This window comes from Phenylobacterium sp. 58.2.17 (genome assembly GCF_026411515.1).
Lineage (GTDB): Bacteria > Pseudomonadota > Alphaproteobacteria > Caulobacterales > Caulobacteraceae > Phenylobacterium.
In genome coordinates, this window is sequence record NZ_JAPMTQ010000039.1 from 15,765 (window position 1) to 38,310 (window position 22,546).

At 68.9% G+C, this 22,546-nt stretch carries 23 protein-coding genes; 11 read left to right on the forward strand and 12 right to left on the reverse strand.

The features are described 5' to 3' along the window. Positions 1-108: 108 nt before the first annotated feature. From OUA97_RS18600 to OUA97_RS18610, 3 genes are all read right to left on the reverse strand, one after another. Entirely contained in the window at positions 109-597 is a 489-nt protein-coding gene (locus OUA97_RS18600) for a hypothetical protein (RefSeq protein WP_267233529.1), read from the reverse strand. Continuing rightward, entirely contained in the window at positions 594-1,238 is a 645-nt protein-coding gene (locus tag OUA97_RS18605; protein ID WP_267233530.1) for a hypothetical protein, read from the reverse strand. The genes OUA97_RS18600 and OUA97_RS18605 overlap by 4 nt, the downstream gene beginning before the upstream one ends. Before the next feature lie 130 nt (positions 1,239-1,368). Beyond that, on the reverse strand, positions 1,369-2,907 hold the full coding sequence (locus tag OUA97_RS18610; protein ID WP_267233531.1) for an acyl-CoA synthetase: 1,539 nt from the start codon (positions 2,905-2,907) through the stop codon (positions 1,369-1,371). 140 nt (positions 2,908-3,047) lie between these two features. On the opposite strand from OUA97_RS18610, the gene OUA97_RS18615 reads away from it, so the two are divergent. From OUA97_RS18615 to OUA97_RS18630, 4 genes are all read left to right on the forward strand, one after another. Then, positions 3,048-3,932 carry a crotonase/enoyl-CoA hydratase family protein gene (locus OUA97_RS18615; RefSeq protein WP_267233532.1) on the forward strand — a complete coding sequence of 295 codons (885 nt, stop codon included), beginning with the start codon at positions 3,048-3,050 and terminating at the stop codon, positions 3,930-3,932. Positions 3,933-4,006: 74 nt separating this feature from the next. Continuing rightward, positions 4,007-5,200, forward strand: a complete 1,194-nt coding sequence (locus OUA97_RS18620) for a DUF2336 domain-containing protein (protein WP_267233533.1) — start codon at positions 4,007-4,009, stop codon at positions 5,198-5,200. A 221-nt stretch (positions 5,201-5,421) separates the two neighbouring features. Continuing rightward, entirely contained in the window at positions 5,422-5,844 is a 423-nt protein-coding gene (locus OUA97_RS18625) for a MucR family transcriptional regulator (RefSeq protein ID WP_056015959.1), read from the forward strand. 294 nt (positions 5,845-6,138) lie between these two features. Further along, positions 6,139-6,630: a PAS domain-containing protein gene (locus tag OUA97_RS18630; protein WP_323690981.1), complete on the forward strand. Its 492-nt coding sequence runs from the start codon at positions 6,139-6,141 to the stop codon at positions 6,628-6,630. Positions 6,631-6,635: 5 nt separating this feature from the next. On the opposite strand, the gene OUA97_RS18635 is transcribed toward OUA97_RS18630, so the two are convergent. Both OUA97_RS18635 and OUA97_RS18640 read right to left on the reverse strand, forming a co-directional pair. Continuing rightward, entirely contained in the window at positions 6,636-7,061 is a 426-nt protein-coding gene (locus OUA97_RS18635; RefSeq protein WP_267233534.1) for a SufE family protein, read from the reverse strand. Positions 7,062-7,132: 71 nt separating this feature from the next. Continuing rightward, positions 7,133-7,921 carry a sensor histidine kinase gene (locus OUA97_RS18640; protein WP_267233535.1) on the reverse strand — a complete coding sequence of 263 codons (789 nt, stop codon included), beginning with the start codon at positions 7,919-7,921 and terminating at the stop codon, positions 7,133-7,135. 213 nt (positions 7,922-8,134) lie between these two features. On the opposite strand from OUA97_RS18640, the gene OUA97_RS18645 reads away from it, so the two are divergent. Then, complete coding sequence (locus tag OUA97_RS18645; RefSeq protein ID WP_323690983.1) at positions 8,135-9,610, forward strand: HAMP domain-containing sensor histidine kinase; 1,476 nt, start codon at positions 8,135-8,137, stop codon at positions 9,608-9,610. A gap of 6 nt (positions 9,611-9,616) precedes the next feature. Here the strand turns inward: OUA97_RS18645 and OUA97_RS18650 are convergent, their stop codons facing one another. Beyond that, a complete protein-coding gene (locus OUA97_RS18650) occupies positions 9,617-10,528 on the reverse strand; it encodes a hypothetical protein (protein ID WP_267233536.1) in 912 nt (303 codons plus the stop codon). Positions 10,529-10,620: 92 nt separating this feature from the next. Between OUA97_RS18650 and OUA97_RS18655 the strand changes: the two genes are divergently transcribed. The 5 genes from OUA97_RS18655 (at position 10,621) to OUA97_RS18675 (ending at position 15,741) form a co-directional block, all read left to right on the forward strand. After that, positions 10,621-10,953, forward strand: coding sequence for a DUF1491 family protein (locus OUA97_RS18655; RefSeq protein WP_267233537.1), 333 nt, complete (start codon positions 10,621-10,623; stop codon positions 10,951-10,953). Between the two features lie 99 nt (positions 10,954-11,052). Then, positions 11,053-11,433 carry a hypothetical protein gene (locus OUA97_RS18660; protein WP_267233548.1) on the forward strand — a complete coding sequence of 127 codons (381 nt, stop codon included), beginning with the start codon at positions 11,053-11,055 and terminating at the stop codon, positions 11,431-11,433. Positions 11,434-11,475: 42 nt separating this feature from the next. Then, positions 11,476-13,074 (forward strand): peptide chain release factor 3, encoded by a 1,599-nt coding sequence (locus OUA97_RS18665; protein WP_267233538.1) that lies wholly within the window; start codon positions 11,476-11,478, stop codon positions 13,072-13,074. 185 nt (positions 13,075-13,259) lie between these two features. Continuing rightward, positions 13,260-14,639 (forward strand): hypothetical protein, encoded by a 1,380-nt coding sequence (locus tag OUA97_RS18670; RefSeq protein WP_267233539.1) that lies wholly within the window; start codon positions 13,260-13,262, stop codon positions 14,637-14,639. Positions 14,640-14,697: 58 nt separating this feature from the next. Then, a complete protein-coding gene (locus OUA97_RS18675; protein ID WP_267233540.1) occupies positions 14,698-15,741 on the forward strand; it encodes an energy transducer TonB in 1,044 nt (347 codons plus the stop codon). On the opposite strand, the gene OUA97_RS18680 is transcribed toward OUA97_RS18675, so the two are convergent. The 6 genes from OUA97_RS18680 to OUA97_RS18705 form a co-directional block, all read right to left on the reverse strand. Continuing rightward, positions 15,738-16,835 (reverse strand): DUF2336 domain-containing protein, encoded by a 1,098-nt coding sequence (locus OUA97_RS18680; protein WP_267233541.1) that lies wholly within the window; start codon positions 16,833-16,835, stop codon positions 15,738-15,740. The genes OUA97_RS18675 and OUA97_RS18680 overlap by 4 nt on opposite strands. 13 nt (positions 16,836-16,848) lie before the next feature. Then, positions 16,849-16,989 (reverse strand): hypothetical protein, encoded by a 141-nt coding sequence (locus OUA97_RS18685; protein WP_267233542.1) that lies wholly within the window; start codon positions 16,987-16,989, stop codon positions 16,849-16,851. A gap of 49 nt (positions 16,990-17,038) precedes the next feature. Beyond that, positions 17,039-17,797: an ABC transporter permease gene (locus OUA97_RS18690; RefSeq protein WP_267233543.1), complete on the reverse strand. Its 759-nt coding sequence runs from the start codon at positions 17,795-17,797 to the stop codon at positions 17,039-17,041. Beyond that, positions 17,794-18,540 (reverse strand): ABC transporter ATP-binding protein, encoded by a 747-nt coding sequence (locus OUA97_RS18695; RefSeq protein ID WP_267233544.1) that lies wholly within the window; start codon positions 18,538-18,540, stop codon positions 17,794-17,796. Before OUA97_RS18695 ends, OUA97_RS18690 begins: the two co-directional genes overlap by 4 nt. Further along, the gene (locus tag OUA97_RS18700; RefSeq protein WP_267233545.1) at positions 18,537-19,547 is read right to left on the reverse strand and encodes an ABC transporter substrate-binding protein; all 1,011 of its coding nucleotides are present in this window, start codon (positions 19,545-19,547) and stop codon (positions 18,537-18,539) included. Before OUA97_RS18700 ends, OUA97_RS18695 begins: the two co-directional genes overlap by 4 nt. Before the next feature lie 73 nt (positions 19,548-19,620). Further along, positions 19,621-21,690: an ATP-binding protein gene (locus OUA97_RS18705; RefSeq protein WP_267233546.1), complete on the reverse strand. Its 2,070-nt coding sequence runs from the start codon at positions 21,688-21,690 to the stop codon at positions 19,621-19,623. Positions 21,691-21,898: 208 nt separating this feature from the next. On the opposite strand from OUA97_RS18705, the gene OUA97_RS18710 reads away from it, so the two are divergent. Then, positions 21,899-22,546, forward strand: a 648-nt coding sequence (locus tag OUA97_RS18710) for a surface-adhesin E family protein (protein ID WP_323690987.1), incomplete at its 3' end; no start/stop codon positions are given.

Sequence of the window (22,546 nt, forward strand, 5' to 3'; positions counted from 1 at the left end):
CGCGTGTGGCGCCCCCGGCCGGGGGCGTTTCAACATATACGGGGCCGCGGCGCGCCGCGGGGCCCCCACCCCCCCCCCCCCCCCCCCCCCCCCCCGATATTCCGAAGCTCAGTAGGCCTCGAAGGTATCGGGTCCTAGAAGCTTGAAGATCTCTTCCACATCGTTGGCGGCGCGCACCTGCGCCATCAGTGGAAGCAGGACCGTCTCGTGCTCATCGAATAGGCAGTAGTCGTCTGGAAAGGCCTCCAGCGTTTCGCAGGCGCGAGCCTTCACCTCATCCAGAGTCGCCTTCTCAAGCCGCTCCAGGCTGTACTCGATCCTGTACTGCGGGCCCGCCAGCATCGCCTCTATGAGCCAGGGAATGAGGGGGCGCGCCCGGCCTCTGTCATGGAGCGCCGTGACGCGGCAGCGAAGCCCATCGCCGTCTATGAGCTCCATCCCCAGCGATTTGCCTTCGCGCCGCGTCAGCCTTCCGCAGGTCGTCAGCGACCTTCGATCTGGAAAGCCCCAAATCTCTCGGTCGGGTGTGAAGCCAATCACCGGGAAGTTGAAATCGATAAGATCAGAGGTGATCGCGTCAGCGTCGGACGAGCTCATCGGCGCGGTGTCCCTCGCGGCTGAACAAGGTTCTGCACGCCATCGGCCAGGTTCGCCGCCATCGCTGTGGGCAGCGCCTTCTGCCAGTCGGTGGTGCCGTACCAAACGCGACGGACCGGATCGTAGCGAGGCTTGCCTTTCCAGCTTCCCGTCAGGCGCCGATGCTGCTCGACCGGCAACACCTTGAGGAGCGCGTAGTGATTGCGAGGATCCTGGGCGGTGCGGCTCAGGCCCTTCAAGGGAATCGTGTGATGGATCTCCTGCCCCTTGCCGGCCAAGCCCTTCGCCCGAATCTGCTTGGCCGCGGCGTTCGCCGAGACGGAGCCCTCCTTTAGAACTTTGATACCCTTGCTCGCTGCTCGAACACCCTTCGCTGCGATCCCGATCGGCAGCACGTCAGCGACGGCCATCGCTCCATTGAAGGCCGCGCCCGCATAGTTCCCGTCCTGATAGTCCGCAACGGCCTCCCAGGCTGGACCGACCACAGGAATGAACGATTGCGCGAGACTGGGACGGGCGATCTTCGTTCGCCCGGCTTCGGCCTCTTCTCGCCGCCTCCTAAGGTCGGCCATGTTGGCGTCGTAGAGTTCGCCCTCCGGGTCAGGTACGGAGCGCGGCTGCCCCTTCGGCATCGTCGTCATTCAGGGTTCCTGTCGATCTCAACATCGGAGATGCGTCCCCCCGTCACGAGGCCGGACGCCGATGTCACTGTCGCATAGATTGCAAGCCTGACAAGAACAAAATGAGAACTTTGCGATGGGCGCCCGCCCCTCAGACGATCCGCGAGCCTTCCTTGCCCCAGTAGGCGTCGCGGATCAGGCGCTTGTAGAGCTTGCCGGTCGGATGACGCGGCAGTTCCTGCATGAAGTCGATGACCCGCGGCGACTTCACGTGGCTGAGGTTGGCGCGGCAGAAGGCGGCCAGTTCGGCCTTGAGGTCTTCGCCGGCCGCAGCCCAGTCGATCGGCTGAATCACCGCGATGACCTGTTCGCCCATCTCCTCGTGCGGTCCGCCGACCACGGCGGCGTCAGCTACCTTGGGGTGGGTGATCAGCAGGTTCTCAAGCTCCTGCGGATAGATGTTCACGCCGCCCGAGATGATCATGAAGCTCTTGCGGTCGGTGAGGTAGAGGAAGCCTTCCTCGTCCAGCCAGCCGACGTCGCCCAGCGTCGTCCAGCCGTACTTGTTGGTGTTCTCGGCGACCTTGTCCGGAGCGTTGTGATAGGTCAGCGGCGTGCCGCCGGCGAAGTAGACGACGCCCTCAGAGCGCGGCGGCAGGGGTTCGCCATCCTCGCCGCAGATCTTGACCTCAGCGGTGGTTCCGCGGCCGACCGATCCCTTGTGGGCCAGCCAGTCGTGCGGGCCAATGTAGCAGAAGCCGTTGCCCTCGCTGCCCGCGTAGTACTCGTGGATGACCGGTCCCCACCAGGCCATCATCTGCTCCTTGACCGGGATCGGGCAGGGGGCGGCGGCGTGGACGGCCGAGCGCATCGAAGAAACGTCGTACTTGGCGCGCACCTCAGGCGGCAGTTTCAGCATCCGGACGAAATGCGTGGGCACGAACTGGCCGACGTCGATCTTGTACTTTTCGATCAGCCCCAGGGCGTCTTCCGGGTCGAACTTCTCCATCACCACGACCGTGCCGCCCAGGCGGTGGACGCTCATGCACCAGCGCAGGGGCGCAGCGTGATAGAGCGGCGCGGGCGAGAGATAGACGCTGTCGTTCTGAAAGCCGAACAGCCCCTGGGCCATCATCGCCAGCGGGTTTGGGGCGTCGATCGGCGCGCCGGTCAGCGGCGGCTTGATGCCCTTCGGCCGGCCGGTGGTGCCCGACGAATAGAGCATGTCCGTGCCGGCGCTGCCGTCAGGGATCGGCGTCGCGGGTTGGGCGTCGCGCGCCGCCTCGAAGCTCTCGTAGGGCGCGCGCGGCTGGCCGACCATGAACAGCTTCACGCCCGGCAGCAGCGCCGGAAGTTCGTCGACCACGCCGCCGACGCCGGTCGAGGTGATCAGGACCTTCGCCTCGCAATCCTTCATGATGTACTCGATCTCGCCGGCGGTGAGCTTCGAGGAGATGCAGGCGAAGTAGAGGCCCGCCCGTTGCGCGGCCCAGGCGATCTCGAAGAACCGTGGGTGGTTCTCCATCAGGATGGCGATGACGTCGCCGGTCTTCAGGCCCAGCGATCGAAAGAGTTGCGCGCCCTGGTTCGACCGCTCGTCGAGCTCCTTATAGGTGACGGTTTCGCCCGTCGCGGCCATGACGAAGGCGGCGCGGTCGGGGTGGGTCTGGGCGTGATTGGCCGGATGCATGAACTCTTCCTCGCGGCGGCCGGGGCGCTTTCGGCGTCTCGACCGTCCTCCCAAAGTTATCGTTGATAAGGCGAGTATGCGGGCCTTGACGGACCGTCCGTCAAGCGGCGCGGACTAGACGAAATTTCAGGGAGGATCTGATGGCCACGCACAGTTTCGAGACCCTCGGCTACGACGTCGAGGATGGGGTGGCGACGATCACCCTCAACCGTCCGGAGAAGCTCAACGCCTTCAACACGCAGATGATGAAGGACCTGATCGCGGCGTTCGACGTGACCGACGCCGACGATGCGGTGAAGGCGGTGATCGTCACCGGGGCGGGCCGCGCTTTCTGCGCCGGGGCCGACCTGTCGGCCGGCGGCGAGACCTTCGACTACGACAAGCGCGGCGGCGAGGATCGCGCTGCGCGCACCCGTCAGGGCGTGCAGCGGGACGGCGGGGGGCTGGTCTCGCTGCGGATCTATGACAGCCTCAAGCCGGTGATCGGGGCGATCAACGGTCCGGCGGTCGGGGTCGGGGTCACCATGCAGCTGCCGATGGATATCCGCATGGCCTCGACCGAGGCCCGCTTCGGCCTGGTGTTCGCGCGCCGCGGCCTGAACCCGGAAGCGGCCTCGTCCTGGTTCCTCCCGCGGCTGGTCGGGGTCCAGACGGCGCTGGAGTGGTGCTACACCGGCCGGGTGTTCCCGGCGCAGGAAGCCCTCGATCGCGGCCTGGTGCGTTCGCTGCACGCGCCGGACGAATTGCTGCCGGCGGCCAGGGCGCTGGCGCGGGAGATCGTCGACAACACCGCCCCGGTCTCCATCGCCCTGACCCGGCAACTGCTGTGGCGGATGGCGGGAGCGGCTCACCCCATGGAGGCGCATCAGGCCGACAGCCGCGGCATTCAGACCCGCGGGGCGATGGCCGACGCCCGCGAAGGGGTGATGTCGTTCCTCGAGAAGCGCCCGCCGTCGTTCCCGAACAAGGTCTCCAGCGACCTGCCGAACATCTGGGAGCAGTGGTCCGCGCCGACCTTCAAGTGAACACACGGTTAAGCGCAGTGTGATTCGATAGCGGCAGGTATTCGCCGGGACCCCGCATGAACCTGCCGACGCCGATGACCGAGCTCGACGCCCCGCCCGCCTCGCGGGCGCGGGCGAACTTGCTCAAGCGGCTGGCGGACGTCGTCTGCCTGCCGCTCTCGCGGATCAACCCCTTCGAGCGGGCGATGACCGCAGACCTGCTGGCCGATATGCTGCGCGAGGCCGAGCCGGCAGAGCGCAAGAAAGTCGCGCACCGGATATCCGGCCTGGCTGAGATACCGGCCACCCTGGCGCGGCTGCTGCTGCGCGACGAGGTGGACGTCGCCGAAGAACTCCTACTCAACGCCGCCACGCTGTCGGACGCCGACCTGCTCGACTGCGCGCGGTTGATGAATCTCGAACATCGGCGGCTGATCGCGCTGCGCCGGGGGGTCAGCGAGGTCGTGTGTGACGTGCTGATCGAATTCGGCGAAGTGCTGGTGCTCGAGTGTCTGCTGAAGAACGACGAGGCGAAGCTCTCGACGGGCGGCATCGAGGCGGTCGTGGCCCTGACGCGTGGCGACCCGCGGTTGACCACCATGCTGCTTCGCCGACCCGAACTGCGCCCCGCGCACGCCTATGTGCTGTTCTGGTGGGCCGACGCCGAAGCCCGCCGAGTGATCCTCCAGCGTTTCGCAGTCTCTCGCGAGGTGCTGCAGGAGGCGACCAGCGACCTTTTTGCGATGGCTGCGGCCGAACACTGGCAGGAGCCGTTGTCGCGCAAGGCGCTGCAGTTCATCGAGCGGCGTCAGCGCAACCGCGCGGCGGTCGATCGAAGCCCCTACGACAATCTGGAAGCGGCGGTCGCCGCCGCGGCCGACGGCCTGTCGCGCGAAGTGGCCGAGGAGATCTCGTACCTGTCGGGCCTCAAGCCGATGACCGGCGCCAAAATCTTCACCGACAGCGGCGGCGAGCCGCTGGCGATCCTTTGTAAAGCCACGGGGCTGCCGAAGTCCGCCATTCGGGCGCTGTGGCGCGGTCTCAAGCGCGAGGAGACCGAGGCGGACGGCTCGCCATCCGGCGCGTTGGAGCGCGCGATACTGGTCTACGACATGATCGCGGTCGACCGGGCGCAGACGGTGCTCAGGTATTGGAACTGGTCTCTGACCTCGGCGCTGACGCCAGCTTTGCTACGCGCAATCCGCGATGGCGACGAAGACGGATTTGACGAATACTCAGCTCCGCAGAAGGCTGCCATGCTGGCGTTTTCCAAGGATTTTGGGCGCTAAGCACTACAGGTTGCGACGCATTGCCGCGCTGCAATAGTAGGTGTTGCACAACCGATCGGTGCATCGTGACAGCTAAACTTAACGATGATCGTGTTCGTTGAAGAACAGCGGCGTATTGTTTGCTTGTGCTTCAGTTGGGTTCCAGATATTAACGCGTCCACTGATGTCGTGAATCAGTCATCCCCCAACTTGGTGCACCCGCACTCACGGAACCGAGAAATATGGACGAGAAGTCGGAAGTCATTGAGATGACGGCGGATATTGTTTCCGCTTATGTCGGGAACAATTCGGTGGCTGCGGCCGATCTTCCCAACCTGATCCAGAGCGTCCATCGGGCTCTGGCGGGTATTTCCACCGGTTCAGACGTTCAGGAAGTCGCGCCGAAGGAGCCGGCCGTGCCTGTGCGCCGCTCGATCACGCCCGATCATCTGGTCTGCCTGGAAGACGGCCGCAAGTTCAAGTCGCTGAAGCGTCACCTGCGCACCAAGTACAACATGAGCCCCGAAGAATACCGCGCGAAGTGGGGTCTTCCGAAGGACTACCCGATGGTTGCGCCGAACTACGCCAAGGCGCGCTCGGATCTGGCCAAGCAAATGGGCCTGGGGCAGGGCGGCCGTCAGGCGCCGCGCAAGCGCTCCAAGTAGAACCGACCCGATATTCGAGATGCGAAGACGCCCGCCTTTTCAGGCGGGCGTTTTTTGTTACCCATCAGGGGTTGGTGTTGCGCGACGGGTGGCCTGACTTCTGCTCCAGGCCGGGGCGCCCGGTTGACTGCCGCGCCAGCCGCGAGGAGCGCCGGCGCCGCCCCTCAAGGTCAAGCTGCGCCACCTTTCGGCCCGAATTCTTTCCGGGAATTAGGATTTCCCCTTGCCCGAGAATCACCCTCTGGGCGATAAGTGATTCGTCGCGATTCCAAGGGGTTGTTAAGGAATCTGAATATGGCCGCACAGATGGGGGCTTCGGCGGCGGCCGCGCGCGCACACGAGGAGCTGTACGCCTACTGGGCCGGGTTGCGGCGCCGCGGGCGCTTGCCTGGTCGCGACGACATCCATCCCGACGATTTCAAGCGATTGCTGCCGACCATCAGTTTGATCGACGTGCATCGCAACCCGCTGGAATTCCGCTTGCGGCTGGCCGGCACCGGGCTGTACGGGGTCTATGGTCGTGAGATCACCGGGCGCACCCTGGCCGAGGCCTACAGCGCTACCGTCGCCGACTACTGGCGGCGCGAACTGACCAAGGTGGTCGAAGAACGCCGGCCGTCGGTGGGCGTGCACAGCCTGGCTTGGCGCGGCGCCGCGCACATCTCGATCCTCTGGCTGCGCTTGCCGCTGGCCTCGAACGGCGCCGACGTCGACATGATCCTCGGCTACGACGCCGTGGTCGGGGTGCAGGGCGACACCGTCGCCAGCGGCATCCGCGCCGCCTAGAGCCGTCAGGCCGCGGTCAGCGCCTCGGCGTCGCGGCGAATCCGAGCCGCCATCGAGGCCAGTCCGTTGGAACGCTGAGCCGACAGGTGTCCGGCCAGGCCGAGCCTGTCGAACGCGGACTTCACATCGAAGGCGACGATCTCGTCGGGGCGGCGCCCGGAGAACAGCCGCAGCAGCACCGCGATCAGGCCGCGCACGATATGGGCGTCGGAATCGCCGCGGAACTTCACCGCCCCGTCGGCCTGGGGTTCGGTCACCAGCCAGACTTGGCTGGCGCAGCCGCGTACCTTGTTCGCCTCGCTGCGTTCGCTGTCGGAGAGCGGCGCCAAGTCGCGGCCCAGCTCGATCACGTAGCGATAGCGCTCCTCCCAGTCGCCAAGGAGGTCGAACTCTTCGACCAGGTCGGCCAGGGCGTCGTCGATCGTATTCATAGCAATGGCGACTTAGGCGCCGCAGAGGCCTTGCGCAACGGCTTTCGCCGCGTCTTCGCCCGGTCCTGCGCCTAGCCGGCGGGCAGGTGGACGCGAGCGGTCAGGCCTTGGCCCGGCTCCGAGCTGAGCTTCAGCCGGCCGCCCATGGCCGTGCAGAGCAGTTCGACGATCGGCAGCCCCAGCCCCGCGCCCTCGCTGCGCCGGGTCAGCGCGTTCTCGCCCTGCTCGAAGGGGCGCAACAGGCGGGGAATGTCATGCGGATCGACCCCAGGGCCATCGTCGGCCACGACGATCTCCACCTGCTGGCCCATGCGTGCAGCGTGCACGTGCACCACCGCGTGGTCCGGCGAGAAGATGACGGCGTTCTGGATCAGGTTGCCGAGCAGGTTGCGCAGGCCGCGGGCGTCGGCGGTCACCGTCGGCAGCGCGCCGCGTTGAAGGATGACGACCTCGACCCCGCGGGGGGCGGCCTCCTCGCGCAGGCTGTCCAGCACGTCATCGAGCGCGTGGTCGAGCGACTCCGTGCGCAGGTCGAAGTCCATCGCGCCGCCTTCCAGGCGGGCGATCTCGAGCACCTGGTTCACCAGCCGCAACAGGCGCGCGCCGCTGGTGTGGATGATGCTCGCATATTCCTTGTACTGAGGCGCCCCGAGCCGGCCGTAGAGCTCTGACTGCAGGATCTCGGAAAAGCCGAGGATCGAGTTCAGCGGCGTACGCAGCTCATGGCTGGCCATGCGCAGGAACGAGCGCTTGGCTTCGTCGGCGACGATGTCCCGACGCTGGCGGGCGGCCGTCCTGGCCTCCGGCTCGGACGTCGGATCGCTAGGCGGGTCGGGCGGGAAGTGAGCCGCTTGGGCCATCTGCAACTTACGAGCCTCGCGGTCTGCACTGCTCGCAGACTACCGGTCGCCCACTTACGATTTGGTTTCGAACGTCGCGGGGCCGCAGCCGGCTATGTACCCAAGTCGGGTCGCCCGCAGCGCGAGCGGCCTCGCAGGGACTCGCCCGGGTCGCTAAAGTTAAGGATAAGAATCCTCTGTCGAGTCGCCCGCCAAGGGAGCCGCGAACCGCCCGTGATCGAAAGTCCGCCCGCCAGGATGCTATCGACGACCCGGCCCGCAGGCCTGGTCTCGATCCTTGCGATCGCCGGCCTCGGCGCGGCGGCGGCGAGCGCGGCCGCGCTGACCGGCGGTGTAGGCAGCCCGCTGGCGGTCTGGTGCCTGGCGCCGCTGGTGGCCGCGGTCGGCGTTGGGCGCGGCGAGCGGCTGGCGCTCGGCGCAGCGGTCTCGCTGGCGGCGGTCGGAGTGGCCGCGATCGGCGGGCTGACGCTCTCCGGTTATGTGCTGATCCCGGCGGCGGCCGCGGTGGTCAGCGCCTTCGCCCTGACCTCGACCGTGCTGGGACTTGCAGCGGCCCTGGTGATCCTGCAGCGCAATATGGGGCGCGAGGACCGGCGGCTGCGCCTGGCCTTGGGGCAGCTCCGTCAGGTGCTGGACGAGCAGCCCTTCCTGTTGGCCACGCTGGATCGAAATGGCCTGATCGGGCGGACCTGGGGGCGCGAACCTGCGGGTGCGCGGGGCATCTCGAGCACCGGCCTGACCATCGTCGACCTGGCCAGCGAGGCCGACCGGCCGCGGTTGAGCCTGGCGTTGGCGGCCGCGCGGGCTGAGGGGGCGGCCGAGGTCGCCTTCGCGCCGGCGGCCGAGCCGCAGGCCTGGCTGGCGATCAGCCTGCGGCGCACGAGCTCTGGCCGGTTGATCGGCGTGCTGCGCGACGCCGCCGCCGCCCACGCGCGTGAATTGGAGTTGGAGCAGGCCCGCAGCGAGGCCGAGGCTCAGAACGCGGGCAAGTCACGCTTCCTGGCCAATATGAGCCATGAGTTGCGCACGCCGCTGAACGCGATCATGGGATTCTCCGACATCATGCGTCAGGGGCTGTTTGGGCCGTTGTCGGACCGCTACGCCGAATACGCGGAGCTGGTCCACGAATCCGGCGGGCACCTGCTGGACCTGATCAACGACGTGCTCGACATGTCGAAGATCGAGGCCGAGCGGTACGAACTGGCGCGCGAGGCGTTCGATGGGCGCGAGGCGGTGTCGAGCGTCCTGCGGCTGATGCGCGGCCAGGCCGACCGGGCCGGGGTGCAGCTGCGCGGCCTGCTGCCGCGCGAGCCGCTCGACGTGCTAGCCGACCGCCGCGCGCTGAAGCAGATCGCGCTCAACCTGATCTCCAACGCCCTGAAGTTCACGCCGCGCGGCGGGGCCGTGACGGTGACCTTGCAGGCGGACGGCGCTGTGATGGAGCTGCTGGTCGCCGACACCGGCGTCGGCATCGGGCCGGAAGATCTCCAGCGCCTGGGACGGCCGTTCGAGCAGGCCGGCGGGGCCGCGCAGCGGGCGGCCGGTACGGGCCTTGGCCTGTCGCTGGTGCGATCGTTCGCCCAGCTGCACGGCGGCGAGATGATCATCGAGAGCCGGATGGGCGAGGGGACCACGGTGTCGGTTCGCCTGCCGGTGCTCGACCAGCCGGCGGCGGCGAACGCGCCTTAAGGGCGCTCAGCGGGCCGCAACCTGCAGAAAGGCGCGGCCGGCGGCGAAATCGCCGACCTCGACATAGGCGCGGCGAACCACCTCGCCGTCCGGGCCGGCGAACAGGAACTCGACCGCCACCGCCTCGCGCGGGTCGAGTTCGGCCAGGGCGTGGGCGGCTGCGGCCGGGAAGCGGAACGCCCACCCGGATTTGAAACCCTTGGGCAACAGGTCCTGGCCGGCCGGGCTGCGAGCCTCGGCGCTATAGGCGTTGCGGGCGGTCGGCGGCGGCAGGCGCCGCGCCAGCGGCAATTTGCTCAGCGGCTGGCCGCGGGCGTCGAGATAGGGCCCCAGCGTCGCGTCGGTGTCGCGAAGCACCAGCCGCGCGCCATAGGGGGTCTTGCCGTCGGCGAAATTGGCGACCGTCATCAGCGCGTTGGCGCCTTCGCGGCCGGCCAGGCCGAACACCATCTTGTTCCAACCGAAGCTGGCCGACTGCTGCAGCCGCCAGCGCACGCCGCCGGACCGGTCGGCCCGCCATTCGGACACCTCGCCAGGATAGGTCATGCGCGAGAGCTGGGCGTAGCCTTCAAAGGCCTCGCGCACGCGGCTGGCGGCGAGGGTCATGTCGGCGGACTTGCAGGGCGTGGCCGCCGCCTTGGCGCGGGCGCGGCGTTCCAGCTGAGCCAGCTCGCCCTTGTCGGCGCCGGACCTAATGGCCGCGCCGTGCGCCTGCATGCGCCCAGCCGCCAGCGCCGCGCCGACCGGCGGCGCGAACAGGCCGCACCTGGCGTCGGCGGCGGTCATCACCGTGCGTTCGTAGAAGAGGTCGGCGGCGGCTGCGACCGAAACTCCGGGCGCTGCGAGAAGCCCCCCCGCCGCGGCCAGCCCCATCCATCCACACACGACGCGCCGCGCGGTTCTGCGCGTACTCGTCATGCCTTCTGTTTTTCTCGTATAGGTTCGAGATCTTGCGGCCGAGCCTAACGGCCCGGTCTTTCCGTTCCGTTATCGAGACGCCGTCGACGCCAATGCTGCTTTCCTCCGACATCTGGGTCGCCGCGCTGATCCGCCGCGTGGAGTTGGGCGGCGGCTTCGCCGTCGTGGTGCGCAAGGGCGATGCGCGGGCCGGCAGCGTGCTGGTCAAGGTGCTGAACCGCGGCGACGGCTCGGTCCGGCTCTATGCCGAGGCCACCCGCGGCGACGGCGAGCGGGTCTGGATGCGCCCGGCGGTGTCCGACCAGGAGGCCGATCTCGACAAATACATCGAGCGCGCGATCCGTATCGATCCGGACATTTGGGTCGTGGAGATCGAGGATCGGGAAGGCCGCCACTTCCTGATCGAACCGGTCGAACAGGGCTAACCAGCGCGGTTACCGCGCGATTCACCGCCTTTCTCAACGGGGCCGAAAGCACGCTCGTGGCACACAGCGGCGTTCCACGAACGCGAGCGCTTGCTTGGTATGCTCTTCCTGCTGAACGACGTCGTCCTGAACCTGAGTGGAGCGAAGCTGTCGCCGAAGATGGCGGGCCGCAGGTTCCGGGCGCTGCCGTTCAACGTCGTCAGCAAGCTGGGCCAGGAGCTCTACGCCGAAGATCCGCTGCTGCATTTCGACAGGCCCGAGCGCGCCCGGCGGCTGGCCACCCTGATCATCGCCAAGGCGCCGTCGATCAACGCGGCGCTGTTCGTCGCGCCGGCCTACGGCTGTGCGCCGGAGGACGTGACCCTGCGCTACGCCAATGTCGACTTCGAGGTGATGGCGCGGCTGTCGAGCCGCCAGGACCAGGGGATGCTCGACACCGTTTGGACCGATCGGCAGGTCTGGCGGCGCCTGGCCGCATAAGGCGGGCTTTCGCACAGCGCCGCGCTGCGCTAAGCGCCGTCCATGAGCACCTCTCCCGCCGCCGAGGCCGCGCGCCGGCGCACCTTCGCCATCATCTCCCATCCGGACGCCGGTAAGACGACTCTGACCGAAAACCTGCTGCTGGCCGGCGGGGCGATCCGGGCGGCCGGCGCCGTGCGCGCCCGTGGCGAGAACCGCCGCACCCGATCGGACTGGATGAAGATCGAGCGCGAGCGCGGGATCTCGGTCTCGGCCAGCGTGATGACGTTCGACCACGACGGTCTGATGTTCAACCTGCTCGACACCCCGGGCCACGAGGACTTCTCGGAAGACACCTACCGCACTCTGACGGCGGCCGACGCGGCGGTCATGGTGCTGGACGCCGCCAAGGGCATCGAGCCGCAGACCCTGAAGCTGTTCGAGGTCTGTCGCCTGCGCGACATCCCGATCGTGACCTTCATCAACAAGATGGACCGCGAGGCCCAGGACCCGATCGAGCTGCTCGACGAGATCGCCTCCAAGCTGGCGCTCGATCCGGCGCCGCTGTTCTGGCCGGCGGGGTCGGGCGGCCGCTTCAAGGGCATGCTGGACCTACGCAGCGAGCAGTTCGTGCCCTTCGCCAAGAAGGGCTCGGATTCCGAAGAGGGCCATCCGGCGCCGGTCGCCTTCCGCGGCAATGCGATCGTCAGCTACCTCGATCCGGATGAACAGGCCGAGCTGGAAGAAAACGCCATGCTCGTACAGGAGGCGTCCAAGCCGTTCGATCCAAAGGCGTTCCTTGAAGGCCACATGACCCCGGTATTCTTCGGTTCGGCCCTGCGCCACTTCGGCGTCGACCAACTGCTGGCCGGGCTGGGCGCCTATGCGCCGCCGCCGAAGGCCGTCGCCGCCGTGCGCGGGGGCGAGCCGACCCATGTCGCCCCGGGCGACAAGGAGGTCACCGGCTTCGTGTTCAAGGTCCAGGCGAACATGGACCCGAACCACCGCGACCGGATCGCCTTCCTGCGGCTGACCTCGGGCAAGTTCCAGCGCGGCATGAAGCTCAAGGTGCAGAACACCGGCCGCCAGTTGTCGGTCAACGCGCCGATCATGTTCTTCGCCTCCGACCGCGAGCTGGCCGAGGAGGCCTATGCCGGCGACGTCATCGGCATTCCGAACCATGGCGTCCTGAGGGTCGGCGACAGCCTGTCGGAAACCGGGACGTTGCGCTTTGCGGGCCTGCCGAACTTCGCGCCGGAAATCCTGCAGCGCGTTCGAGTCAAGGATCCGCTGAAGGCCAAGCACCTGAAGAAGGCGCTGGAAGGTCTGGCCGAGGAGGGCGTCACCCAGCTGTTCCGGCCGGTGATCGGGGCGGACTTCATCGTCGGGGCCGTCGGCCAGCTGCAGTTCGAGGTCATGGCCGACCGCCTGGCCAACGAGTACCAGCTGGAGGTGATCTTCGAGGCCTCGCCCTATGCCGAAGCGCGTTGGCTGTCGGGCGACAAGGCCGACGTCGAAGATTTCGCCAACAAGCACAAGGGCGCCATGGCGAGCGACATCGACGACCAGCCGGTGTTCCTGGCCAAGTCCGCTTGGGAAATCGGCTATGTCGGCGAACGCTTTTCGAAGATCGGCTTCGAGCGTTCCAAGGAACGTGCTTAACAGCCGTTAAGCAAATTCGGCGCCAGAGCGCGGCTGGCGCCGAACACATTTTATTCAGTTATTGTTAACCATAACCCGTGCGTTAACCACTTGTTTACGATCTCGGCTCCGGCTTTGCTGTTTCCGGTCTGAACCTTCCGTAGGCGTCCCGTGTTGAGACGTCGCGAGGTGATCGGAGCCTTCGCATGTTCGAGTTCGGTCGAGAGCTGAAGCGTCTGTTCGGCGCAGATGCGGTGAACGCCCCCCGCGACGGACTGACCGGCGGCGACGCATCGCTGCTGGAGCTGCTCGACTTGCGGATGATCGCCGAGGAGGGCCGAGCCGCGGACATCGCCGCCGGCCGGGTCGGCGCCAAGGACAAGGCCCAGCGCCGCCTGGAGAGCGCCATCGTCTGGCGCGAGGTCGCTCGTCGCTCGGGCGACGCCGCCGTCCTGCGCAAGGCTGCGGCGACGGCCGAGGCGGCGGCCGAGGCCTTCGACCGCGAGCGACGGCCCGACGGCTGGGCCCGCGCCCGCTGCGAGCAGGCGTTCTGCGCCATGCTGGGGGCCGAACTGTTCGGCGACGACGGTCTCAACGCCGCGGCCGATGTAGCTTTCCGCGAGGCTCGCGCAGCGGCCCGTGGGGGACTCTCGCTGCCGCTGGCCGACATCGGCATCGCCGCCATCGAGGCGCGCGAGCAGATGGCGAGCGGCGACGCCCGCGGCGCCCGAGCCGTGGCCCTGCGCTTCGCCGTCCCGATCGCCGGACTTGAGAGCCTGACCAAGCGGTGCCGCGCCGCCCGGCTGCTGGCGGTGGAGGCGCGGCTGGTGCTGGCCGACATCCTGATCGGCTGGGGCGCGAGGCTGCGCGATGACGACATCCTGGCGGCCGGCCGCGAACAGGCCGAACGCGCCGCCGAGGGCCTGGACCCGGCCTACGAACCGCTGAGCTGGGCCCGCGCCGCGTCGCTGCGCGGCCACGCCATGGCGCTGCAGGGTGAGGGCGCCGGGGAGGTCGAGGTGCTGGCCCAGGCGGTCAGCGCCCTGGCCGACGTCGCGGGCGAGCTTTCGCGGGACCACAGTCCGCTCGATTGGGCCCGGGTGCAGACGGCCCTGGCCCAGGGCCTGCAGGCGCTGGGCGAGGCCGGCGCCTCGGAACGCGCCTACGAGCAGGCCGTCACCTGCTACGACCGCGCCGCCCATGTGCTGAAGAGCGCGCCGGGTCTGTCGCTGCGGGCGTTCGGGGCCTCGAATCGGGCGCTTTGCCTGGCGCGCTCGGCCGAGCTGTCGGGCGACCTGACCGTGCTCGACGCGGCTGAAGCCGCCTTCAAGATCGAACTGGCGGCGATCTCGGCCAAACGCGAGCCGGCGGCCTGGGCGCTGCTGCAGGTCAATCTGGCCCGTCTCTACGAAGCGCGCATGGACATCACCGGCGTCGACCGCGGCGAGCGGGCGAGCGCGGCCTTTGCGCTCAACGCCGCTCTGGACGTGTTCGGGGAACTCGGCCTGCGCTCGCTGAGCATCATCGCCGCCGATGCGCTGGAGCGGTTGGCCAGCGCGGGGGCTTCTGCGCGCTCCGCTTCGTAGCGAGGCCTGTACAACTCCTGGTCGGCCATGCCACCGTCGTGCAACGACGGGGGGAAGCATGGGCTTGAGATCGCTTGCGATAGCGCTTTGCCTGCTCACGGCCGGGGCGGCCTGGGCCGAGGGCGACGAAAAGCCGGATGTGCGCGCCAATTGGCTGCAGCGCCCCAGCGAGCGGGACATCATGGCGGTGTGGCCGAGGGAGGCCTGGGCCAAGGGCGTGGGCGGGCGCGTAACCCTGAAATGCCGGGTCAGCCTGCGCGGGACGCTGACCGATTGCACGGTCGCTGCGGAGGAACCCGAGGGGGCCGGATTCGGGGAGGCCGCCCTGGCGCTGGTGCCGCAGTTCCTGCTGAAACCGGGGCTGCGTGACGGCAAGCCCGTCGAAAGCGACATCGGCATTCCGATCAGGTTCGCGACCCCCGATCTGCCGACCGGCACCTATATTCCGGGCGCCGGGACCGTGGGCGGCAAGACCAGCCTCAGCAACATCGTCTGGCTGGAGGCGCCGGCCTACGAGGAGGTCGTGGCGGCCTATCCCCGCAAGGCCCGCGAGAAGCGCCAGAACGGCCGCGTCGCGCTCAACTGCCAGTTCAAGGGCGGCGGCAGGCTCGGCTACTGCCAGACGATCCAGGAGGAGCCGAGCGGCTATGGACTCGCCGCCGCAGCGAAGACGCTGACGCCACGCTTTCTGGGGCCAGATCAGCTGCCGAACGGAGACAGCACCAAGGGCATGGCCGCCCAGATCGCCTTTGTGTTCGACAGCGACATGCTCGACGCCGACAAGCGGGTCGTCGGCAAGCCGTCCTGGGCCAGGTTGCCGACCGGAACCGAGGTCGTGGCGGGCTACCCCGCGGCCGCCGCGAAGGCTGGCGTCCGAGGCGCGCGGGTCGTGGTCGGCTGCACGGTTGCGGCCCAGGGCCGGCTTGCGACCTGCGCGGTCGAGAGCGAGGAGCCGACCGGCTACGGCTTTGGTTCGTCGGCCCTGACGCTTGCTGGCTCGTTCCAGGTCAAGCCGTGGAGCGACGAAGGCCTGCCGATGATCGGCGCCAAGCTTCGCGTTCCGATCCGGTTTCAGCTTCCGGACGCGCCGCCCGCCCCTTAGGCGGCGGCCATGTCGCCGGCTTTGCGGCGCATGCGCCAGAAGCGGATCGTGCGCTGGGCGGCCTCGCGAGGCAGGTTCTCGTAGAGCTCGCCGTACTCGCGCGCCCGGCCCATGGCGTTGGCGTCGCGGTCGAGGATCAGCACCGCGAAGGTCAGGTAGAGCGAGCGCTCGAACCCGGCGGCCTTGCAGACGATCGACAGGGCGTCGAGTTCGCGCCGCTCCAGGATCCGGCGCGCGGTGTGGAAGTCGATGTCGGCCAGTTCGCTCAGCGCGACCAGGAACTTGGTGGTCTCGCGCGCGCGCAGGAAGCCGGCCAGCACCTGGGGCGTGATCGCGCCGCGCAGGCGCAGCACGCGGATCTGCTTTTCGGCCTCGGCGTAGTCGGAGGGCAGGGCGCCGTCGCGGAACGCCAGCTGCTTGCGGCCGGCGGCCAGGGCGGCGTCCAACTCGGCCGGGTCGACCGCCTCGTTGCGGGCCAGGATCTCGCCGCGCAGCCGCGCCTCGACCACGAAGTACATCTCGTTCAGCAGATCGACGGGCAGCGACTTGCGGGTGACCACCGCCTCGTGCAGCGCCGGGTTTTCGACCGCGCGGTCGACGACCATCTCCTGCACCTCGCGCGACATCGCCGCGCCCTCGTTGGCCAGCAGCACGCCCAGGGTGGCGTCGTCGCCGCGCTCGACGATGGCCTCGGACACCGCCTCGGAGACGATCGGTCGCTGGGAGATGGCGCGCAGATGGTCCTGGCCGCGGGTGCGGGCCACGGAGAGCAGGTCATCGTCGGTCAGCGCCCGGGAGTTCGCCAGGACGGGGCGGGCGACGTCGATGGAGACGTCGCGGGCCAGGTCGCGCAGCAGGCTCCGCGGCGGGGCCGCGGCGGTCGACATCCGCAGGGCCAGTTCCCCGCGCACAGCTTCCTCCATCTCGCCGGCCAGCTGGCTGAGCACGTCGTCGAACAGCTCCATCTCCTCGCCGCCGCGCACATCGTCGCTGGAGAAGAACAGGTCGGTGACCCCGCGCAGCAGCTCGCGCCGGCGCTCGCTGGACGGCTCCTTGGCCATCTCGATCAGGTCGTGAAGCTTGCTGCGGGCCATGTAAGCGTCTTCTTCAGAAGGCGCCCGGACGGGCGTCCGGTGCGACGGTCTTGGCGCTCGGCGGCGCATCGGGCTGTTCGCGCGCGCCGGCGGTCCGGTCCGCAGCGGTCAGCGGACGGGTGAGGCCGACGACGATGGCGAGAACGGCGCGCATGTCGCCATCGTTAACCGCGAGCCGCTTAAAGCTCGCCTAACGGCTGAGCTTAACGCCCCCGCCACCATGTCAGGCCGATGCGCTCGGCCCGGTCCAGCAACGCGTGCAGCGCCACCCCCATCAGCCCCAGCACCACCAGGGCCGCGATCATCCGAGCGGTCTGCAGCTTGTTGCCGGCGTCGAGGATCTGCCATGCCAGGCCCCGAACCCCGCCGGACCCGGCCCCGAACTCGGCGACCACCGCCCCGATGATCGCCAGGCCGGCGCCGACCTTGTGGCCCTCGAGCAGGAACGGCACGGCCGACGGCAGGCGCAGCCGCATGACCCGCTGCCAGCGCCCGGCGCCATAGAGGTCGAACAAGCGCTCCAGGTCCGGATCGGCCGCCCGCAGGCCGGTCACAGCGCCTGAGAAGATTGGGAAAAAGGCCACCAGCACCGCCAGGGCGACGATGGCGCGCTGCGGATGGTCGATGCCGGCCCAGATCAGCACCAGCGGCGCGATGGCCACGACCGGCGTGACTTGCAGCACCGAGGCCAGCGGGCGCACGGCGGCCTCCAGCAGCGGGTTGAGGCCGACGATCACCGCCAGTCCGACGGCGATCAGGCTGGCCACGACCAGGGCGATCAGCGCGGTCGAGAGCGTGATCCAGGCCGCCGCGGCCAGGCTGGGCAGGTTCTCGACCAAGGCGACCGCCACGCCGGACGGCGGCGGCAGGAAATAGGCGGGGACGCCCAGGGCGCGGACGGCGATCTCCCAGGCGGCCAGCAGCAGGGCGACCAGCGCCAGCGGCGCGAGGATGCGGCTCATCGAGCGGCCTCCATCCCCTGGGCCAGCAGGCTCGACACCTGCTCGACCGCCGCGCGGAAGACTTCCGAGGTGCGGAACCCCGGCGAGCGGGGCAAGGGCGCATCGATACGGGCGACGCCGGCCAGGCGTCCGGGGCCGCGGGTCAGCACCGCGACGCGGTCGGCCATGTAGACCGCCTCCTCGACATTGTGGGTCACGAAGACGATGGCTGGGCGCGAGGCGTCCCACAAAGTCAGCACGTCGTCGGCCAGGGTGCGGCGGGTGATTTCGTCCAGCGCCGCGAAGGGTTCATCCAGCAGCAGCAGGCGCGGCTCGGTGACCATGGCGCGGGCCAGGGAGGCGCGCATGGCCATGCCCCCCGACAGCGTCGCGGGGCGCGCGTTCTCGGCGCCGGCCAGGCCGACGCGGACCAGCGCCTCGCGGGCGCGCCGCCGGGCTTCCTCGGTCGGCGTCCCGCTGAGCTCAAGCGGTAGGGCGACGTTGGCCTGCGCCGTCAGCCAGGGGGCGAGGGTCGGGGCCTGGAACACGACCGCGGTCTCGCCGCGGCCGGGCTTGCGCTCCAGGATTCCGCGGGTCGGGGCCTCCAGCCCGGCCAGCAGCCTCAGGGCCGTGGACTTGCCGCAGCCCGACGGCCCGACCAGCGCCAGGATCTCACCGGCCTCGACGCCCAGGTCGATCGGCCCCAGCGCGCGGCCGCGCCCCGGATAGTCGACCTCGACGTCATTCAGCGCCGCGAGGGTCACTTCGCCGCCGGCGTCACGAACTGCAGCGTGTAGGCGCTCTTGTAGTCCATATCCTTGGGGTAGACCCCTTGGCTCGCGGCGACGTTGAAGAATTCGGCCCAGCGGGCGTCGGTCATCACGCCGACGCCGGCGGTCTGGGCGTCGCCCGAGTCGACGATGCCGTACGACTTCAGCTTCTCGCGGGCCTGGTCGAGGACGTCCTGGGTCATTTCCGGGTTGTCCTTGCGGATCAGCGCGTCGCCGGGCGCGGCGTCGCCGTGGAGGTAGCTCTTCCAGCCGGCGGCCGAGGCCTCGACGAAGGCCTTCACAGCGGCCGGGTTCTTGGCGATCAGGCTGTCGGGAACCAGGACCATGGTGGCGTAGCCGGGATAGCCCTCGTCGGCGAGCAGGAACACCTTGGGTTTCAGGCCGGCTTGTTTCTCGATGGTGTAGGGCTCGGACGTCACATAGCCCTGCTGGACGACGCGCTTGTCGGCGAGGAACGGCGCGGCGTTGAAGGTGTATTTGCGCACCTGGTCGTCGGTGAACCCGTACTTCGACTTCAGCCACACCCAGAAGGCGGTGACCGAGGCGTCGGACAGCAGGATCGGGCGGCCCTTCAGGTCGGCGATCTTCTCCAGGCCCTGGTCGGGGTGCGCGATCAGGACCTGCGGGTCCTTCTGCATCATCGCCGCCACCGCCTTCACCGGGATCTTCTCCTTGGCGAGGTTCATGACGATGAAGCTGTTGGAGCCCATGCCCGCCTCGACCGCGCCGGAGGCCAGCAATTGCGGCACGTTCACGCCTGGGCCGCCCTGCACGATCTGCACGTCCAGGCCGCGCTTGGCGTACTCCCCGGTGGCCAGCGCCTGGTAGAAGCCACCCTGTTCGGCCTGGGCGCGCCAGTCGGTGGCGAAGCGGATGGTGGTGCGTCCGTCGGGGGCCTTGGCGGCCTCGTCCTTCTGGCTCGGAGAGCAGGCGCAGGCGAGGGCCGCGAGCGCGACGGCGGCGAGACGCAGGAGTTTCATCGAGTTCCCCAACTTTCAGCGCGGCGAGCCTAAGCGCAGGCGCGCGCCGTTCCAAGGCCGGCGGAGGTGAAAATCAGGCCGCGGCCACGCCCCCGGGCTCCCCGAGCCAGAGGGTCAGGACGTCGTGCAGCGCCTGGATCTGGATCGGCTTGCCGACCGCAGCATTCATGCCGGCGCGCAGGCAGGCGGCCTCCATCTCCGGCATGACGTCGGCGCTCATGGCGATGATCGGCACCGCGGCGCAGACGCCGCCCAGAGCGCGGATGGCCCGCGTCGCCTCCAGCCCGTCCATGCGCGGCATATGGACGTCCATCAGGATCAGGTCGCAGCTGCTGGTCTGGGCGGCGGCCACGGCCTCTACGCCGTTTTCCGCCAGAATCACCTCGCAACCCAGCAGGGCCAACACGGTCGCGCCGAGCTCACGATTCATTGGATGGTCGTCCACCAGCAGCACGCGGGCCGCCAGCGGGGCGGCGGCTTCCGGCGAGACGGCCTCGCGAACCGGCCCAGCAGCGCGGCGGGCCGGGATCTCAAACCAGAAGGTCGCCCCCGCGCCCGGCTTGCTCTCGACCCCGATCTTGCCGCCCATCAGCTCGGTCAGACCCCGGCAGATGGCCAGGCCCAGTCCAGTGCCGCCATGGGTCCGGCTGACCGAGGAGTCGCCCTGGCTGAACCGCTTGAACAGCCGCGCAGCCTGCTCGGAGGGGACGCCCGGCCCCGTGTCGGTGACCCGGAAGCGCAACAGCACGCCGTCCGGCTCCTCGATGGCCTGCAGGTCGAGGCGCACCCGACCCTGGTCGGTGAACTTGATGGCGTTGGAAAGCAGGTTGAGCAGGATCTGCCGCACCCGCAGGTCGTCCAGCATCACCGGCGCCTCGACCGGGCCGATGAAGCCGAGTTGCAGGTCCAGGCCCTTGCGGCGGGCGGCCTCGGCGACGATGGCCATGGCGTCTTGCGCGACGTTGCGCGGATTGATCGGCGCAGGCGAAAGCTCGACCTCGCCGGCCTCGACCTTCGAGAAGTCCAGGATGTCGTTGACCACGGTCAGCAGCGAGGCGCCGGCGCGGTCGATCAGCGCCAGCTGCCGCCGCGCGGGCTCGGGCAGGTCCTCGCGCTTGAGCAGCACCTCGGTGAAGCCGACGATCGAGCTCATCGGCGTGCGGATCTCGTGGCTCATCGTGGCCAGGAATTCGGTCTTCGCCTGGCCAGCGGCCATCGCACGGGCCTGGGCGGCGCGGGCGATGCGCGTGCGCCGGGCCCATAGGCGCTTCATGCGCTTCTGGTCGGCGATGACCATGGCGGTGGCCAGGCTCGTGAAGAAATTGATGGCGATCAGGAACTGGAGGCTGCGGGTCCGCTCGGCCAGGCTCCAGGTCGCGCCGCTGGGCGGCGAGGGCAGGCTGACGACGAGGCTCGACAGCACCACGGCCATGATCATCGCCCCGACCGCCGCCCCGCGCGGCCCCAGCCGGAAGGCGAGCAGGGCCATGAGCGGGAACAGCAGCAACGGCATGGGAAAGCGGATCGGCAGGACGCTGACGAAGCTCATCGCCGCGACCAGACCGTAGAGGCATAACTGCTCGAACGGCGTGCGGCGGAAGTCGCGGACCATGTCCGGGCGGACGACCATCAGGCTGGCCGGCAGCATGATCGCCATGCCCAGGGCGTGACCATAGAACCACCCCGTCAGCACCGTGTTGAAGCTGCGCCCGTAGAGGGTGAAGACGTCGGCGGCCAGGATCGCGGTCAGTGCGGTGGCCGGAGCGATGACCAGCAGCAGCAGACGAGCGACCCGGTTCATGCTGGTCAGGCGCATGGTTTCGCCGCAGACCTTGCGCGCCAACCACGCGGCGGCGACGGCCTCGCCGATGGTCAGCGCCGGGAAGGTCGCCGCGGCGGCGAGCGGATTTCCGACCAACAGGTTGTAGGCGAACTGGGCGGTGAAACAGGCCGCGCCGGTGGCGAGCCCCCAACGCCTGGGCAGGAGCAGGAAACCGGCCGCCAGGATGCCGCCAGCCAGCCAGATGGTGGCGATGCCGGCGCCTTCACGGGTCAGGCTCAGGCTGAACGCCATGCAGACGCCGTAGGCCACAGCCACGCCGCTGCTAAGCGCCAGATTGTAATACCAGGTCCGAGCCGTCATGGGGTTCCCGCAGGTCCGCACGATGCTGCGCTCGGGTTGGACACCAAACGCTTAAGGAGACGGCGAAGGGACTGTATGTCGCAGGCGCCCGGAATCTGGGCGACGTGGCGCTGACCTTGGCGCCCCGGCACGAACCATGCGACCTCCTGCAGGTGTGGTCGCGAAGCAAGGGGGCGGATCGGTGCGCGCGCGGTTCGGATGGGGAGGAATGCTGGCCGTGCTGGCGCTGGCCCAAAGCGCGCACGCCGACGGAGCGCAAAACGCCCGTGAACGCCGCGCCGTGTCGGCAAGCGGTTTGCCTGCCGCCGCGGTGGTGTACGTGAAGTCGGACCTGGTGGTGGCGATACGGAACCGCGGCACGCCTGTGGCCGGCGGCGGGGTGATCGAGGGCGTGGTCCTGCAGGGAGAGGTGATCTCCGACGAGGCCGAGCGGGTGATCGGCTACCGTTCGATGCGCTCGACTGTGAATGTCGACTGCGTCCGGCGGCGGGATCTGGTGGTCAAGATGACCGTATTCTCCGAGCCGCAGGCCAAGGGCGTGGCGATCAATCGCCAGGTGCCGGGCGGCTGGGTGCAGCCTTCGCCTGACGCCTATCTGGGCCGAGTGCTGCGGGCGGTCTGTGGTCCGGCCCAGCAGGTCGAGGCTGCGCCGACGCCCGAACCCGCCAAGCCCGTGAAGGCGACGCCGGCCAAGGCTGTCCCGTCCAAACCCGCCGCCAAACCCGCCAAGGGCGCGCCGGCGAAGGTCGCCGAGCTCGCGCCCGATCCGCCGCCGGCCGGGCCGCCGGTTCCTGCCGAAGAAGCGCCGATGCGCACGGCGGTCGACGCGCGGGAACGACCGACCGCCCAGGCGCCG

What these genes read in the sequence shown, in the direction of transcription:
- OUA97_RS18600 (WP_267233529.1), bottom strand. Translation starts at nt 597, where the DNA reads ATGAGCTCGTCCGACGCTGACGCGATCACCTCTGATCTTATCGATTTC.
- OUA97_RS18605 (WP_267233530.1), bottom strand. Translation starts at nt 1,238, where the DNA reads ATGACGACGATGCCGAAGGGGCAGCCGCGCTCCGTACCTGACCCGGAG.
- OUA97_RS18610 (WP_267233531.1), bottom strand. Translation starts at nt 2,907, where the DNA reads ATGCATCCGGCCAATCACGCCCAGACCCACCCCGACCGCGCCGCCTTC.
- OUA97_RS18615 (WP_267233532.1), top strand. Translation starts at nt 3,048, where the DNA reads ATGGCCACGCACAGTTTCGAGACCCTCGGCTACGACGTCGAGGATGGG.
- OUA97_RS18620 (WP_267233533.1), top strand. Translation starts at nt 4,007, where the DNA reads ATGACCGAGCTCGACGCCCCGCCCGCCTCGCGGGCGCGGGCGAACTTG.
- OUA97_RS18625 (WP_056015959.1), top strand. Translation starts at nt 5,422, where the DNA reads ATGGACGAGAAGTCGGAAGTCATTGAGATGACGGCGGATATTGTTTCC.
- OUA97_RS18630 (WP_323690981.1), top strand. Translation starts at nt 6,139, where the DNA reads ATGGCCGCACAGATGGGGGCTTCGGCGGCGGCCGCGCGCGCACACGAG.
- OUA97_RS18635 (WP_267233534.1), bottom strand. Translation starts at nt 7,061, where the DNA reads ATGAATACGATCGACGACGCCCTGGCCGACCTGGTCGAAGAGTTCGAC.
- OUA97_RS18640 (WP_267233535.1), bottom strand. Translation starts at nt 7,921, where the DNA reads ATGGCCCAAGCGGCTCACTTCCCGCCCGACCCGCCTAGCGATCCGACG.
- OUA97_RS18650 (WP_267233536.1), bottom strand. Translation starts at nt 10,528, where the DNA reads ATGACGAGTACGCGCAGAACCGCGCGGCGCGTCGTGTGTGGATGGATG.
- OUA97_RS18655 (WP_267233537.1), top strand. Translation starts at nt 10,621, where the DNA reads ATGCTGCTTTCCTCCGACATCTGGGTCGCCGCGCTGATCCGCCGCGTG.
- OUA97_RS18660 (WP_267233548.1), top strand. Translation starts at nt 11,053, where the DNA reads ATGCTCTTCCTGCTGAACGACGTCGTCCTGAACCTGAGTGGAGCGAAG.
- OUA97_RS18665 (WP_267233538.1), top strand. Translation starts at nt 11,476, where the DNA reads ATGAGCACCTCTCCCGCCGCCGAGGCCGCGCGCCGGCGCACCTTCGCC.
- OUA97_RS18670 (WP_267233539.1), top strand. Translation starts at nt 13,260, where the DNA reads ATGTTCGAGTTCGGTCGAGAGCTGAAGCGTCTGTTCGGCGCAGATGCG.
- OUA97_RS18675 (WP_267233540.1), top strand. Translation starts at nt 14,698, where the DNA reads ATGGGCTTGAGATCGCTTGCGATAGCGCTTTGCCTGCTCACGGCCGGG.
- OUA97_RS18680 (WP_267233541.1), bottom strand. Translation starts at nt 16,835, where the DNA reads ATGGCCCGCAGCAAGCTTCACGACCTGATCGAGATGGCCAAGGAGCCG.
- OUA97_RS18685 (WP_267233542.1), bottom strand. Translation starts at nt 16,989, where the DNA reads ATGCGCGCCGTTCTCGCCATCGTCGTCGGCCTCACCCGTCCGCTGACC.
- OUA97_RS18690 (WP_267233543.1), bottom strand. Translation starts at nt 17,797, where the DNA reads ATGAGCCGCATCCTCGCGCCGCTGGCGCTGGTCGCCCTGCTGCTGGCC.
- OUA97_RS18700 (WP_267233545.1), bottom strand. Translation starts at nt 19,547, where the DNA reads ATGAAACTCCTGCGTCTCGCCGCCGTCGCGCTCGCGGCCCTCGCCTGC.
- OUA97_RS18705 (WP_267233546.1), bottom strand. Translation starts at nt 21,690, where the DNA reads ATGACGGCTCGGACCTGGTATTACAATCTGGCGCTTAGCAGCGGCGTG.